The organism is Streptodolium elevatio (genome assembly GCF_040649515.1).
Classification (GTDB): domain Bacteria; phylum Actinomycetota; class Actinomycetes; order Streptomycetales; family Streptomycetaceae; genus Yinghuangia; species Yinghuangia elevatio.
Genome location: NZ_JBEZFP010000031.1, coordinates 43,804 through 59,318, shown reverse-complemented (window position 1 = coordinate 59,318; position 15,515 = coordinate 43,804). Strand labels below are relative to the sequence as shown.

11 protein-coding genes are annotated in these 15,515 nt (G+C 72.3%); 9 read left to right on the top strand and 2 right to left on the bottom strand.

Translation table 11 applies throughout. The annotated features are described in order from the left end of the window. Positions 1-209: 209 nt before the first annotated feature. From AB0C36_RS14795 to AB0C36_RS14765, 7 genes are all read left to right on the top strand, one after another. A complete protein-coding gene (locus tag AB0C36_RS14795) occupies positions 210-4,796 on the top strand; it encodes a thioester reductase domain-containing protein (RefSeq protein ID WP_358353694.1) in 4,587 nt (1,528 codons plus the stop codon). A gap of 77 nt (positions 4,797-4,873) precedes the next feature. Next, positions 4,874-5,965 carry an ABC transporter substrate-binding protein gene (locus AB0C36_RS14790; RefSeq protein ID WP_358353693.1) on the top strand — a complete coding sequence of 364 codons (1,092 nt, stop codon included), beginning with the start codon at positions 4,874-4,876 and terminating at the stop codon, positions 5,963-5,965. A 220-nt stretch (positions 5,966-6,185) separates the two neighbouring features. Continuing rightward, entirely contained in the window at positions 6,186-7,208 is a 1,023-nt protein-coding gene (locus AB0C36_RS14785; protein WP_494410247.1) for a FecCD family ABC transporter permease, read from the top strand. Further along, positions 7,205-8,014 carry an ABC transporter ATP-binding protein gene (locus AB0C36_RS14780; RefSeq protein ID WP_358353692.1) on the top strand — a complete coding sequence of 270 codons (810 nt, stop codon included), beginning with the start codon at positions 7,205-7,207 and terminating at the stop codon, positions 8,012-8,014. Before AB0C36_RS14785 ends, AB0C36_RS14780 begins: the two co-directional genes overlap by 4 nt. Before the next feature lie 88 nt (positions 8,015-8,102). Further along, positions 8,103-8,414 (top strand): hypothetical protein, encoded by a 312-nt coding sequence (locus tag AB0C36_RS14775; protein WP_358353691.1) that lies wholly within the window; start codon positions 8,103-8,105, stop codon positions 8,412-8,414. 528 nt (positions 8,415-8,942) lie between these two features. Continuing rightward, positions 8,943-9,659: a hypothetical protein gene (locus tag AB0C36_RS14770; protein WP_358353690.1), complete on the top strand. Its 717-nt coding sequence runs from the start codon at positions 8,943-8,945 to the stop codon at positions 9,657-9,659. Next, positions 9,656-10,675 carry a nucleotidyl transferase AbiEii/AbiGii toxin family protein gene (locus AB0C36_RS14765; protein ID WP_358353689.1) on the top strand — a complete coding sequence of 340 codons (1,020 nt, stop codon included), beginning with the start codon at positions 9,656-9,658 and terminating at the stop codon, positions 10,673-10,675. Before AB0C36_RS14770 ends, AB0C36_RS14765 begins: the two co-directional genes overlap by 4 nt. A gap of 226 nt (positions 10,676-10,901) precedes the next feature. Here AB0C36_RS14765 and AB0C36_RS14760 read toward each other — a convergent pair whose 3' ends face one another. After that, a complete protein-coding gene (locus AB0C36_RS14760; protein WP_358353687.1) occupies positions 10,902-11,756 on the bottom strand; it encodes a siderophore-interacting protein in 855 nt (284 codons plus the stop codon). 146 nt (positions 11,757-11,902) lie between these two features. Further along, positions 11,903-12,961, bottom strand: a complete 1,059-nt coding sequence (locus AB0C36_RS14755) for an ABC transporter substrate-binding protein (RefSeq protein ID WP_358353685.1) — start codon at positions 12,959-12,961, stop codon at positions 11,903-11,905. A 276-nt stretch (positions 12,962-13,237) separates the two neighbouring features. Between AB0C36_RS14755 and AB0C36_RS14750 the strand changes: the two genes are divergently transcribed. Then, the gene (locus AB0C36_RS14750; protein ID WP_435839046.1) at positions 13,238-14,314 is read left to right on the top strand and encodes a FecCD family ABC transporter permease; all 1,077 of its coding nucleotides are present in this window, start codon (positions 13,238-13,240) and stop codon (positions 14,312-14,314) included. After that, entirely contained in the window at positions 14,311-15,468 is a 1,158-nt protein-coding gene (locus AB0C36_RS14745) for a FecCD family ABC transporter permease (RefSeq protein WP_435839045.1), read from the top strand. The genes AB0C36_RS14750 and AB0C36_RS14745 overlap by 4 nt, the downstream gene beginning before the upstream one ends. The last annotated feature ends 47 nt before the right edge of the window (positions 15,469-15,515 follow it).

Sequence of the window (15,515 nt, the reverse complement as noted above, 5' to 3'; positions counted from 1 at the left end):
ATGGCGGCGGATTCGCATCGTTCAGGTTGCCGTGCCGTCACGAGTTCGCCGAAGCCTTGCCCCGACGGGCCGAGCGGGCAGACCCTGCGCTGTGAGCTGCGCGAACGGTTCCCGCGCGACCGCGGCCAGAGGAGCGACCGAGCCCGCGAGGTTCCCTGCTGTCCGATCGGCAATCGTCCGAGCGGCAATTCGTGGGGCGTGGACGGTGATTGGAGAGCGACGGACTCGTGCTGCCCTTGACCGCCGCCCAGCGCGGCGTACTGACCGGGCATCTCATCGCGCCGAACCCGGGTGCCTACAACATCGCCGAGTATGTCCGCATCGACGGTGAACTCCGGTACGGATACTTCGAGTCCGCGCTGCGCCGTGCGGTCGGTGAGGCGGACGCCCTCGGCATGCGCATTGTCGCCGGCCCCGCAGGTTCGGTCGGCCCGACCGGGCCGGGCCAGATCCCGGGGGCCGCCGTACGCTGGGCGCCGCGCTTCGTCGACCTGCGTGCCGAACCCGACCCGGAGGCCGCCGCCAGAGCCTGGATGGCGGACGACGCCGCGACCGCCGTCGACCCGTTCGGAGCCGAACCGCTGTTCGTCCACGCGGTGTTGCGCACCGGCACGGCCATGCACCTCTGGTACCACCGCATGCACCACGTGCTCCTGGACGGCTACGGCGTGGCGATCGTCATGCGCCGGGTCGCGGCGCTGTACACCGCCCTGGCCGCAGGCACCGAGCCTGACCCGTCGCCCTTCGGACGTCTGACCTCCGTGCTGGAAGAGGAGGCCACCTACCTGGACTCCTCCCGGCGCCGGGAGTCCCGGGACTTCTGGAACGAGCACCTTGCCGACCGGCCGCCCGCGATCGCTCTCGGACGGGTTGCGGCCCACCCGTCCGTGCGTACGCTGCGCCTTGAGGCGGCGCTGCCGCACGCGACCGCCGAACGGGTCCGCGTAGTGGCCCGTGCCGCGCGGGCGACCTGGCCGGTGGCCTTGGCCGCGGGCGCGGGCATGGTCCTTTGCCGCCGCGCCGGCGTGCCCGAGACCCTGGTCGGGTTTCCGATGATGAACCGGGTCGGCAGCGCGGCGCTCCGGGTGCCCGCCATGGTCCTCAACGTGCTGCCGCTGCGGATTCGGGCCGGCGCGGGAGACTCGATCGCGGACGCGACGGCGGCCGTCGCGCGCGAACTACGCACGGTACGCCGACACCAGCGCTACCGATACGAGGACATCGCGCGGGACCTCGGGCTCGTCGGCGGCGACCGGCGGTTGTTCGCGGCGGTGGTGAACGTCATGCCGTACGGCGAAGGGCCGATGTTCGGTGCGGCGCGCGGCACCGCGGGGAACGTGTCCGCCGGACCGGTCGCCGACCTGTCGGTGAACGTCTACGACCGCGGCGAGGCCGGCGGCGGCATCCACGTCGCGTTCGACGCCAACCCTTCGTGCTGCACGGCGGATGATCTGGCGGAGTACGCCCAGGAGTTCCTGGCCGTGCTGGCGGGTGAGAGCGGTGCGAGGACCAGCGTCGTGACCGGCTCCGCCGCCCGCACCGGATCCGGTCCGATGCCCGGACGCCCGCGGCCTCCCGCGCCGGATGTGCTTGACCTGCTGCGCAGATGGGCCCGCGAACGGCCCGATGCGCCGGCGGTCGACTCGGCCTCCGTACGGCTGACGTACGGGGAACTGACGGCCAAGGTGGAGGCGTTCGCGGCGCGACTCGCCGATCTCGGCGTAGGGCCGGAGGACGTCGTGGCACTCTCCCTGCCACACGGGTCCGAGGCGGTGATCGCGCTGCTCGCTGTCCTTGCCGTAGGCGCCGCGTACATGCCGCTCGACCCGGAAGGTCCGCCGGAGCGCAACAGGTTCGTCGTGGACGACGTGCGTCCGGCGCTGGTGGTCACCCCGGAGGTGTACGCCGAACTTGCTTCCGGCGCAACGCCGGTGCGTGGCAGCGCGGTGCGTCCTGTGCGGCCGGACGCGGCGGCGTACATCATCCACACGTCCGGTTCCACCGGGCGCCCGAAGGGCGTTGTCGTGTCGCGCGCGGCCCTCGCGTCTTTCGTCGCGGCGGCGGGCGAGCGGTACGGGCCCGGTTCCGGCTCGGACTTCGGCTCGGACTTCGGCTCGGACTTCGACTCGGGCTCCGGTCCGGGCTCGGGTTCCGGTTCCGGCTCGGGCTCGGGTTCCGGTTCGGGCTCGGGTTCCGGCTCAGGCTCAGGCGAGCGTCTACTGCACTTCGCGCCCCTGCACTTCGATGCCGCCGTAGAGGAGGTCTTCCTCGCGCTGGGCGCCGGAGCGACCTTGGTGCCCCGGGGGTCGGGGGCGACCGAGTCGGTGGCCGCGCTGCTGCGTACCTGCGCCGAGCAACGGATCACCTGGCTCGGCCTGCCGACCGCCTACTGGCACGAAGTCGCCTACGCACTGGGTGGTTCGGCCGCGAATGCCGTGCCGCTGCCGAGTGCGTTGCGAACGGTGGTGATCGGCGGAGAGCCGGCGCTGCCGGAGCACGTGCGCTCGTGGCGCCGCGCCGCGGGGGCGGATCGGGTGCGACTGGTGAACACGTACGGTCCCACCGAGGCCTGCGTCGTCGCGCTGACCGCCGAACTCGCCGGCCCGACGGCGGTGTACGACGGAAGCGGGGATGTGCCGATCGGTGCTCCGTTACCCGGCATGCACACAGTTGTGCTGCGCGGTGACGGGTCGGAGGTGGCACCGGGCGAGACGGGTGAGTTGTATGTCATCGGCGACCAACTCGCCGACGGCTACCACGGTCGTCCCGAGGAGACCGCGGCGCGCTTCGGCCCTGTCGGTGCGGTGTCCGGCTCGCCGCGTGCGTATCGGACAGGGGACTTGGTGCGCGCGCGTCGCGACGGGCTGCTGTGCTTCGTCGGCCGCGCCGACGACGAACTCAAGATCAGCGGACACCGGGTGCACCCCGCCGAGGTGGAGGCGGCCTTGGTGGCGCTGCCGGGCGTGCGCCACGCCGCCGTCGTCGGGCACGAACACGCGCCGGGACTGCGGTCGGTTGTCGCATTCGTGGTGGCGGAGCCGTCGACCGCGCTCCCCGGGGTCGACGCGCTGCGTGCCCGTCTGCTGCGGGAGTTGCCGAGTGCGGTGGTGCCGAGCACGTTCCACTTCGTCGACGAGTTGCCGTTGACGCGTGCCGGAAAGACCGACAAAGCGGCCCTCCGCGAGCTGCTGCCGGCCGCAATGCGGTCGCGGTCGCCGTCACCCTTGCCCGCGCCGTCGGCGTCGCATACCGAAGAGGGGTTGCAGGCTCTCGTCACGACTGTGTGGGCCGACATACTCGGCGTCGACGCACCTGCACCCGACGAGGACTTCTTCGCGCTCGGCGGGCAGTCTCTCCAGACGATCCAGGTAGCGAACCGCCTGTCGGTCGCGACCGGCACCGAGATAGCGGTGGCGGCGGTCTTCGCGCGGCCGACGCTGCGTGAACTCGCGGCCTACCTCGGCTCGGTGACGGCCTCGGACTCGCCGTCGGACCTGGCTTCTGCTTCAGGCCGGTCCTCGGGCTCGGACCGCGGCTCGGATCCCGGCTCGGACCGGGGCGCGGGCTCAGACCGCCAAGGGGCGGTGCTGCCCGGGCATGTACGACCGGCTCGTCGCGTACCGCGGCCCGGCACGTCCGCCCGTCGCATCCTGCTCACCGGCGCCACCGGATTCGTCGGAGCCCACCTCTGCGCCGAACTCCTGGCGAACTTCGAGGACGTGCACCTCACGTGCCTGGTACGCGGCGACGCGCCGTCGAATCGGCTGCACAGAGCCCTCACCTCGTGGGGTCTTCCCGCCGATCCACCGGCCCACCGCGTCGCGTTCGTCCGAACCGACCTGGGCCGACCCGATCTCGGACTGGCGGCGGCCGACCGTCGAGCGCTCGTCGACAACCGCGCCACCCGTGTCGACACGATCGTCCACGCGGCGGCAGAAGTCAGCCTGTTGCGCGGCACCCGTTCGCTTCGCGCGGTCAACATCGACGCGACTGCGGCGGTCCTCGAACTCGCCGCCGAGGCAGGGGCTTCCGTACACCACCTGTCGACACTTTCCGCGGCGCGGCCTGAACCCCCGTATACAGCCGACGAGTTCATTGAAGTCGGCGAGGAGGGTGGCGGGTACGCGCACAGCAAATGGATCGCCGAACAGCTGGTCGAACAGGCCGTGGCTCGGGGAGTTCCGGCCGCCGTGCACCGACTCGGCCGCGTCACCGGGGCGCGGAGCACCGGCATCGTCAACGAACGCGACATCCTGTGGCGCATCCTCTTCGCCGGGCTGCCCCATGGGCGGCTGCCGCAGCTCCACGACGCGGAGGTCTGGACGCCCGCCGACGAACTCGCCAGCGATCTGGCCCGCCTCGTCACCCGGTCTCCCGAGCCCGGGCTCGTCCTGAACCACGCGCCACAGGGGACGGTGGCGTTGGCGACGGTGCACGAGTGGCTGCGGGCATACGGCTACCGCTTCGCCGTCGTTCCGGCCACGACCTGGGCGGCCGACCCGGCGCTGCGAACGGACGACGAATCGGCGGCGACACTGGCGTTGTTCGACGGGTCCGCGCCCGGGGCGCGAGCGGTTGCGGCAACCGCGAGGGCGATCCGTGCCGCGTCCCAGTTTCGTGCCCTCGGCGGGGCCGGATCATCGGTGCGCCCCGTCGACGCCGCCCTGATGCACCGCTACCTCGACCACTGCGTCCGCCGAGGCCGACTTCCCGCCCCGGGCGCCCTGGCCGCCGCGGCCGCACACCCGTCCGCGCAGGCCGGGAACTCCGACCGTGCCGCGTCCGACTACCACTGAGCACGGCACGCGCAGGAAGCGTGTCGGCCCCACCTCGGCGCCCCGGGGTGCGGCGGGTAGGAGGAGGAACAATCCCCGTGAAGCTCCGGACGCGGTTGTGTGCGGCCGTACTGGTCATTTCGGCGTTGCTCGGCGCGGCGGCCTGCGGTGATGACGACGACGCGGGGTCGACGTCCTCTTCGTCCGCGGTGAGTCCGGGCAGCCCGGGGAGCCCGGCGAGTGGCGGCGTACCGAACAACGGGGCCGCGTACCCGGTGACGATCGAGAACTGCGGCAAGAAGTACACCTTCGACAAGGCTCCTTCCCGGGTCGTGGTCATGAACGGCGGCTCGGTGGCCGAGGTCTCCGCGCTTGTCGCGCTGGGGCTCGGTGATCGCATCGTCGCCAACGCGCAGTCGTACGGGGCCTCCGACGAGCCCGGCCGCGCCGAGGCCATTGCCGCGCTGCCCACCGGCGGGATCAAGCTCAACGACGCCATGGACATCCCACGCGAGGCGATGCTCGGGTTGCGGCCGGACTTCGTGATGTCGACGTACGGCGGTGGCTTCGCCGCCGACAGCGGCTTCGCGACGCGTGAGGACCTGGCCGGAGTGGGCGCCAACACCTATGTCCCGCGGGCGACATGCGGCGGTGCCGGCGAAGTGGCGGGCAGCCAGACGATCGAGGACAGCTACGCCGTGTTGCGCGACCTGGGGCGCATCTTCGGGGTCAGCGACAAAGCGGAGTCGCTGATCGCCACGTCGCAGAAGCAAGTCGCCGACGCGGCGGGCAAGGTCGCGGGCACGACGTCGAAACCGAAGGTGATGCTGATCATCCCGGGCATGACGATGGGAGCCGCCGAGTTCAGCTCGATCGGCGCCAACGGGATCTGGAACGACATCATCGGCAAGGCCGGCGGCGTGAACGCGTTCGAGGGCAGCACCAAGGGCATGTTCGCCAACCTGAGCAAGGAGCAGGTCGCGGCGGCACAGGTCGACGCGGTGATCATCGTCGCCTTCATGAACCCGGACCCGGCCGGGGACGCGGCCAAGCTGTTCGCGCAGTTCCCGCAGTGGGAGGCGGCCAAGAGCAACCGCTTCGTGGTGCTGTCGGACTCGGTGTACCTGGGACCCGACAACGCGACGGCCGTGGACAAGCTGGCACGGGTCATCCACCCTGACCGGTTCTGAGATGAAGGTCGTCCACGGCAGCAGCAACAACACCAACGGCACCAACAACAACGGCAGTACGGGCACGCGCGCCGACACCGGCACCGGCACCGGCACCAAGGGCACCGCGGGCGCCGACGCGCGACCCGTTGGGGGACGACGCGAGACGCGACCATGGCGACACCTGCCACGTCGCCAGGGCTCGGCCCGTGAGGCCGCGCGTCCCGCACCGCTGCACCAAATGCCCTTGGCCCCCTGCATCATCGTGCTCTCGGTCGTGCTGGTGGCCGTCATGCTCCTGGCGGTGGGCATCGGGTCGGTGGACGTGCCGGTCCGGGACTCGTGGCGCATCGTCGTACGGCACCTGACGGGCGGTTCGCGCGAAGGGCTCGACCCGGTCCAGGACCAGATCGTCTGGGAGTACCGGATGCCGCGCGTGCTGCTCGCGGCGCTCGCCGGCGCGGGACTGGCTGTCGCGGGCGTCGTGTTGCAGGCACTGGTCGCGAACCCGCTGGCCGATCCGTACGTGCTCGGGATCAGTTCCGGCGCGTCGACCGGTGCCGTGCTGGTGATGACCGCCGGCAGCGCGTCGACCGGCGGACTCGGTGTGTCGGCGGCGGCGTTCGTGGGGGCCGGGGTCGCCACGGTTCTGGTCTTCGCGTTGGGGAGGCGCGGCGGCCGCTTGTCGCCGCTGCGGCTGGTGCTGGCCGGGGTGGCTATCGGCTACCTGTTCCAGGCGGCCACCGGATACCTGCAACTCCAGGCCAGTCCCAACGAGTTGCGGCGGGTGATGTTCTGGTTGCTCGGCTCGGTGGCGGGTGCCCGATGGGACCAGCTCGAAGTCGTCGCGGTCGCGGTGGTCGTGCTGACGGTGCTCCTGCTGCTGTGCGGGCGGCGGCTGAACGCGCTCGTCACCGGGGAGGAACAGGCCACGGCTCTCGGCATTGACGTGAACCGGTTGCGCGTACTGCTGTTGGCCGCTTGTGCGTTGCTGACCGGGACCATCATCGCGGTCACGGGCGGCGTCGGTTTCGTGGGGCTACTGGTCCCGCACATCGTGCGGCTCGGCTTCGGCGCGGACCATCGGCGGGTGTTGCCGTTGTCGGCACTGACGGGGGCGTTGTACCTGGTGGCGGTCGATTTGCTGTCGCGCACCGTCGACTCGCCGAACGAGATTCCGTTGGGGATCTTCACGGCGGCGGTGGGCGCGCCCGTGCTGTTGTGGCTGCTGCGGCGCGACGGGGGAGCGGGGCGAGGCGTGTGAGGCTCGACCTGTCGGGCGTATGCGCTCGGCTCGGTGCGACGGAAGTCCTCGGCGGCGTCGACCTGTCGGTCGGGGAGGGCGAGTTCGTCGGCCTGGTGGGTCCGAATGGAAGCGGCAAGTCCACGCTGCTGCGGACGGTGTACCGGTCGCTGCGCCCGACGGGCGGAGTCGTGGTCGTGGGCGGGGACGACGTGTGGGGGATGTCGGCGCGGGAGGCGGCGCGGCGCACGGCTGCGGTGCTGCAGGACAGCCCGGCGCCGGACGGGGTGACGGGCGGCGAGTTGGTGGCGTTGGGGCGTACGCCGCACCACGGGTTGTTCGACCGCGACACGGAGCGGGACCGGGAGATCGTGGCGGACGCGTTGCGGAGGACCGGCGCGGACGCGTTTGCGCATCGTGTGGTCGCCGGGTTGTCGGGCGGTGAGCGCCAACGGGTGTTGTTGGCCCGGGCGTTGGCCCAGGAGCCGCGCGTACTGCTGCTCGACGAGCCGACGAACCACCTGGACATCCGGGCGAGGTTCGAACTGCTCGGTGTGGTGGCGGAGCTCGGGTTGACGACGTTGGCGGTGCTGCACGACTTGGATTTGGCGGCGCGTACCTGCGACCGTCTCGTGGTGCTGGACCGGGGCCGGGTGGTGGCGGCCGGGGGAGTGTTGGAGACGTTGACGCCCGGGGTGATGCGGGACGTGTTCGGAGTCAACGCGGAGGCGGCGCGGCATGCGGACGGGGTCGTGCGGATCGGCTACGACGCGCAGCCGCTCGCGCGGTTCGGACCGGGGCCGGTGGTGGAGGAACAGCCCGCCTGAGGACGGGTTTGGCCGTGGGGCGCCGGGAGGCCGAGGGCCGGTCGGACACCCTGGAGCACGCGCGGCCGTAGGGCGTATCGTGCGGCGTATGGCGACCGAGGCGGACGATCCACGCAGTGAACCCTTGCGCGACGTGGCGGACGAAGACGGGGCGGCCGACGCCGACTCCGGCGGGGGTCAGGCGGAGAAGCGCCACGTGCCGATGTCGCTGATCGACCGCATCGGGCGCGAGCGCGCGCAGGAGTTGATGGCCGAAGCGGTACGCAAGGCCGTCGAGGAGCACCACGCCCTGGGGTTGCCGACCACCCACGGCGACGGGAAGGGGCGGTACTACCGGCTGTATCCGGACGGCAGGCAGGAGTATCTCGACGAGCAGGGTGACGAGCCGAGCGAGAAGTAGCACGAGGTGAAGGTCGACCAGCCGCGACGAGCAGGGCGACCGGAACCCGCTCCCCGGGACTCACGCCCCCCTGGGATCCATCCCGCTTCCCGGGATCCATCCCGCCTTCCGGGATCCATCCCGCCTCCTGGGATCCATCCCGCCTCCCGGGATCCGCCTCCCGGGATCCACCCCGGGATCCACCCCCCGGGATCCACCCCCTGGGATCCATCCCCCGGGATCCACCCCCCCGGGATCCACCCCCTGGGATCCAATCCCCCGGGATCCATCCCCTGGGATCCACCCCGCTTCCCGGCACCCGCCTCGCTCCTCGGAGCCCACCCTGCTTCCCGGAACCCACCCCTTCACCCACCCGTCGGGTGGGTAGGGGGCCTCACCCCGCCGATTTTCCCGACTCGTGATCGCCAGAGCCCCTCCCGGCGCCCCGCACCCCCCTGTTGCCCCGCGCCCACTGCCCCGCGCGCGCGTATCGCGCACTCCCCGCCAGCTCCGGCCCCGTGTCCGCGCCACCCGCTAGCGTCCCTGCCCGTGACCGAACGCATGGACGACGCGGCGCGCGTACACCCCGCCGCACGCACCGACGTCCGCACCGACGCCCGCCCCGACTTCACCGGTGACTTCGAGACGCACGTCACCGTGTCGGCGGCCGGACCGGCCACCGACACCCAACTGCGCGACTGGGCCGCCAGCAACGGTGCGAAGTACACGCGGATCCTCCTCGACGCCGGCCGCGTCCCCGACCAGCCCATGCTGACCCTGCGCGGCCGCGGCACCCTCACGACCCAGCGTGCGGCCGTTGCCGCCCACACCGCCGACCTGCGCCGCGCCGGTTTCGACGTCGTCCGCGTCAAGATCGAGGCCGCGCCCTCCAACCAGGGGGTTCCGCGCACGTCAGGCGAGGCGAAGACCCTCCCGCCCGACTGCTATTTCGAGCACCACGTCAAGCTCGTGCTCACCACCCACGCCGACATCGGCCAGGTCACCGCAATCGCCGTACGCCACAGCGCCCGCGTCTCCCGCAACGCCCGCCGCCTCCGCCCCGACACCGGCGGCCACGAGCGGTTCGTCACCCAGCGCTGCCACGGCGTCGGACGGTCCGAGGCGCACAGCCGACTGCGCCTCCTCCGCGACGCCCTCGCCGAAGCGGGCTTGCAAGTCGTCGAGATCGAGCAGGAGTTCGTCGTCCACGACGACAATCCGGCAGTCGACGCCGGGTGGTTCGGCGCAGTCGGCGGTGCAGTTTGACCCACGCACCCGGCACCGACGCGTGGGAACGCGCCCACCGCGCCGCCCTCGACCACGTCCTCGCGCTGGTCTCGACGGCCCCCTGGTCCGACGCTCTCGTCCTGCGCGGCAGCATGGCCATGGTCGCGTGGGCCGGCGACCGGGCGCGCCCGCCGCGCGATCTCGATTGGATCGTGCTGCCCCCGGCCGCGGTCCCCGTCGACCGCCTTGACCCGTACCCCTACGTCGACAGCGTCGACCGCGTCCAGGACTGGCCGGAGGCCGACGGGGGAGCGACCGCGTACGAGTTGTACCGCGACGAGGGCGAGTTGCTCGACACCGGCGGCCGCCACCCCGTCGTGCCGCCGGAGGGCACGCACTGGGTGCAGGATCCGTACGACGACGAGCGCGATCCGAGCGGCGCCGTACTGTCGTTGCTCGAACAGCGTCCGGTGACCCCATGCGGCGTACGCCTCGCGCCGAGCCGGTACGACATCGACTCGACCTGGGACTACGACGAATACGACTTCGGACCGACCGGCGGCGGGGGAGTCCGAGTCCGCCTGCCGTGGCACGCCGACGGCGGTCTCGAGGGGCAGGTGCAGCTCGACTTCGCGCTGGACGAACCGATGCCCGAACCGCCGGTGTTCGCGCTGGTGCCGCGCGCCGACGAGCTGGGGCCGACGGTCGTGCGTACGGCGAGCCGCGAACTCTCGCTGGCATGGAAGCTGTTGTGGCTGCACGTGGACTCGGCGGGCGACGACAGGGCCCGCGGCAAGGACCTCTTCGACGCGGTACTGCTCGCCGAATCGCCGCGCACCCGCCTCGAACCGGGGCTGCTTCGCCGCGTGTTCGCCAAGGCGGGCGCGCTCGGCATCGGCCCGTTGACGGACCACGACGTACGCAACTGGACGGTCGACTGGCGCTCCTTCCACGCCGAGCACCCCGCCGTGCGCGGTGACGCCGACGCCTGGCAGGCCCGCCTCGCCAGGGCAATCGCCCCACTGCTGGCCGAGCACAACGAATCGCCGTCATAGCCCTCCCCCAACGCGCGCCAAGGCCAAACAAGGGGGGCGATCGCATCTCCCTCGCAGCCGACTGGCCTCGCGCGGCGGACCTCTTGTTCGGCGCCGAACTCGGGTTGCGGACCCCGGTCCACTGTCAGTAGTGGAACCGCACCCCACAACTCCGCGTGCGTGCCGCGGCGCCCGGGGATCGGGACGGCCGGCACGCTGTCCGCGAATGCCCGCGGCGGTGAGGGGGTTACTCGTCCGCGCCGGGGAGGTGCGGTTCTTGGCCGGCCAGCGATTCGGCGAGCAGGTCGTCGTCGGTGGCCCCGCGGCGCCAATACCCGGTGAACGTCACGGCCTTGCGGTCGATGCCGCGGTCGCGGACCAGGTTGCGGCGCACGGCGCGGACCATGCCGGCCTCGCCCGCTATCCAGGCGTAGACCACACCGTCCGGGAGCTCCGCGCCCTCGACGGCCGCCGCGAGCGTGTCGGGGCCGCCGTCGCGCACCAGCCACCGCACGTCGACCTGGGCCGCGCTGAGGAGTTCGCGCTTGTCGCCCGCATGGTCGACGGACAGCCAGACGCGTGCGGGCAGGTCCGCGGGCAGCCAGCGCAGGATGCCCTCGACGGCCGGAAGCGCCGTCTCGTCGGCGGCGATCAGCACCCACTCCGAACCCTCCGGCGGGTTGAAGTCCGCACCGCCGTTGTCGGGTGCGGACGGGCCGATCACGATGACGCGGTCCCCGGGCTGCGCGCGGCGCGCCCAGCGCGACGCGGGGCCGGTGTCCCCGTGCATCGCGAAGTCGATGTCCATCTCGTCCGGGTCGCGGCGGGCGTCGCGTACGGTGTAAGTGCGCATGACGGCCCGCTCGTTCGCGTCCATGGCCGTCCAGGCGGCGAACCACTCCTCGCCCGCCTCGACTGGCACTATCGGCGCGTCCTGTCCCTCGTGTGCCAGGAAGAGCTTGAGCCGCTGGTCGCGGCCGTCGCTGACAAGGGCCTTCAGGTCCTCGCCGCCGAACGTGACGCGGACCATGCCGGGACCGACCTGCGCGACCCGCAGCACGTGCAGGTCGAAAAACCGGAACGGGACCTCGGGGTTGCCCATCGCGTGACTCCGATCGTGATACGTGCTGCGGGTTCCCGGCCGCCTGCGGCGGCGGTCGGCGTGCGTGGCGTAGGAGCCGGGAGCGCGGGGCCGAGTTGGGCCGCCGGTGCGGGCCGGCCCGGGCCGCCCCGCGCACCCGGCGAGGGTCACGCGAGCTTGCGCGACTTCTGGACGGCGGCGGCGAGTTGCTCGATCAGCGGGGCGACGCCCGCGTACGTGAAGCGCGGCTCGCTCGCCCACGGGATGACCTGGCCGGCCTTGACGGCGGGCAGTTCGTTCCAGGTCGGCTTGTTGGTGAGGTCCTTGGGCTGGAGCGCCACCGAGCGGTTGTCCATCATGATCACGTCGGCGTGGTACGCGCCGGCGTTCTCCCAGCTGAGGACCTCGAAGTAACCATCCGCGTCGAGGTTCTTCGGCAGCACGAACTCGACGCCGAGCTCCTTGAAGTAGCGCAGGTCGGCGGAGGGGTCGGGGGTCGACACGTAGAACTGCTCGGCGGCGCCCGACGCCGCCATGACCTTGAGGCCGCCTGCCGCCTTCGCCGCCTGGCGCAGGGTCTCGGACGCCGCCTCGAAGCGCTTCTTGGCGTCGACGGCCTTCGGCGCGTTGAGGTCGGCGCCCAGGGACGCGGCCAGTTCGGCGTTGCGTGCGAGCGGTTCGGTCAGCGACACCTTGGCCACCCGGATGCCGACGCTGGGGGCGAGCAGGAGGATCTTGTCCGCGCTGTCGTCCGGCACGTACCAGAGGGTGTTGTTGTCGTAGACGGCGGAGACGAGCAGTTCGGGCTGGAGAGCCGCGTACTTCTCGACGGAGAACTGGCCCCACTCCTCGCCGAGGATCGTGAGCTTGCTGATGTCCATGTCGCCGGCCTGCACGTTGGGCTTGCCGTCGGTGCCCTTCGTCGGGCCGAACACGCCCGTGCACTCGATGCCGTAGTCGTACAGCGCGGCGGCGCTGCCCACGAAGGCGACGATGTTCTTCGGCCGCTTCTTCGCGGAGACATCCTGGCCGCGGTCGTCCCGGAAGCCCCACGCCCCGTCCGCGGAACCTCCGTTCGGTGCCGTCGAACCGCCGGTGTTCCCGGCGCCGCCCGCGCTGTCCTTCTTGTCGTCGCCGCACGCGGTGGCGAGCGCTCCGATGCCGAGGGCGGCGCCCGCGGCGAGGATTCTGCGCCGGGTCGGGGAGACGGCGGGAACGTGCGGCATGGACTGCTCCTTGTGCTGGACGTGCGGACTGCTGTGGTTGCGGGGACCGGCACGCGTACGCCCACCACCGCGAGAACGCGGCCGCGGCGGGTAGCTACCGGCGGGTCAGGAGGCTTAGGTTAACCTAACCTTCGTTTCTGTCCAGGGCCGGATGTGGGGGAACACCGGCAGGCGCGCGATCGGAGCACGTGAGTGGGACCCGCGCAGTCCAGTAGCCCGCCGGTGTCCGGACGGGCCGATGCGGTGTCGCCCGAAGTGGGTGCCGGAGCAGGCCCGTTGGCCGGTCACCGGACCGCGACGGGTGCCGGCCGCGACGCGCCGCCCGCCGTCGGCACGGGCGCCGCCGAGCGGAAGACGCCGCCCCGCCGCCACATACCGACAGCGGTCGGCATGGCGGTCGCGCTCGCGCTTCTCCTCGCGGCCGTCGTCCTCAGCCTGGCCCTCGGCTCACGCCACCTGAGCCCGGGTCAGGTCTGGAACGGCCTGTTCGACGTGGACTCCACCGGCTACACGGTCGTGCACGACATGCGCCTGCCGCGCACCGTGCTCGGCCTGCTCGTCGGACTCGCCCTCGGCGTCGCCGGTGCGGTCATGCAGGCCGTGACCCGCAACCCGTTGGCCGATCCGGGACTCCTGGGCATCAATGCGGGCGCATCCGCCGCCGTCGTCACGGCAATTACGGCGCTCGGTGTGTCAACTTTCTCCGGATACGTGTGGTTTGCGTTCGCGGGTGCGGCCGTCGTCTCGGTCCTCGTGTACGCCGTCAGCGGCGGCCGCGGCGCCACCCCCGCCCGCCTCGCGCTGGCCGGCACCGCACTCAACGCGGCGCTGTACTCGTACGTCCAGGCCGTCATGCTCCTCGACAGCTCGGCCCTCGACGACCTGCGCTTCTGGACGATCGGCTCGCTCGCGAGCGCCGAGATGGGCACCGCCGCCAAGGTCGGCCCGTTCATCGCCGCCGGCCTCCTGCTCGCCCTCGGCCTCGCCCGCCCGCTGAACGCCCTCGCCCTCGGTGACGAAGCCGCCCGCGGACTCGGCGGCAACCCGGCCCGCACCCGCGCCGGGGCCATGCTCACCGTCACGCTGCTCTGCGGCGCGGCCACCGCCGCCTGCGGGCCGCTGGTCTTCGTCGGCCTGATCATGCCCCACGCGGTACGCGTCTTCACCGGACCCGACCTGCGCCTGCTGATCCCCTACTGCGCGATCCTGACTCCCGCGCTGCTGCTCCTCGCGGACGTCGTCGGACGCCTGGTCGCCCGCCCCGCCGAGGTACAGGTCGGCACAGTCACCTCGGTGGTCGGCGGCGTGTGCTTCCTCATCCTGCTGCGCCGCGCGCAGGCGGTGCGCGCATGAGCGGCAGCCGGCTGACCGCACCCAAGTCGACGTCCGCCTCGACCTCGACCGCAGCCTCGCCCCCTGCCTCGACGCCCGCCTCGACTCCTGCCTCGACGTCGCGCCCGGCCTCCGGCGCGGCCTCGGACCGTGCCCTGCGCGTCGGACCGATGTCCGTCCGCTACCGCCCCCGCGCGATGGCCGCCGGCGCCCTCTGCCTCATCGCCGCGCTCGCCCTGGCGGTCCTGTGCATCGGCAGCGGCGACTACCCGATGGGCTTCGGCCGCGTCGTCGACGCCCTGCTCGGCAGCGGCAGCCCCGCCGACGAGTTCATCGTCCGCGAACTCCGGCTGCCGCGCGCGGGGGTGGCCCTGCTCGTCGGCGCCGCGCTGGGCCTGTCCGGGGCGGTTTTCCAGGCCGTCGTACGCAACCCGCTGGGCAGTCCCGACCTCCTCGGCTTCACCGCCGGCTCCGGCACCGGGGCGCTGTTCGCGGTCGTCGTGCTCGGCGGCGGCACGGGCGCGGTGGCGTTCGGCGCCGCCGCGGGCGGGCTGACCGCAGGCGTGCTCGTGTACGTCCTGGCCTGGCGCCGCGGCGTCCACGGCTTCCGGCTCATCCTCACCGGCATCGGCGTCACCGCGATCCTGACCGGCGTGAACGGCTACCTGCTCACGCGCGCCAAGCTCGCCGAGGCGTCCCGTGCGCTGCTGTGGCAGACCGGCAGCCTGGACGGGCGGGACTGGACCGACGTCATGCCGCTCGCGGTCGCGATGGCGGTGCTCGTCCCGGCGATCCTGATCGGGTGCGGTCCCGCCCTGCGCATGCTGGAGATGGGTGACGACGCGGCGGCGGCGCTCGGCGTACGGGTCGAACGCGTACGACTCACCCTCCTCTTCGGTGCGATCGTGCTGGTGTCACTGGCCGCCGCGGCCGCCGGACCGGTGTCGTTCGTCGCGCTGACGGCCCCTCAGCTGGCCCGCCGCCTCACGGCCGCGCCGGGGCCCAACCTGTTGCCCTCACTGTGCATGGGCGCCGTGCTGCTGGTCGGCTCGGACTGGATCGCACAGCGGGCGTTCGCCGACGACCCGCTGCCGGTCGGCGTGGTGACCGGCCTGCTCGGTGGCGGCTATCTCGTGGTGATGCTCGCGGCCCAGCGCCGCGCGGGAAGGATCTGACGGACAGTGAAGACCTCAGGAACGACCGGCACTCCGGACACCGTCAC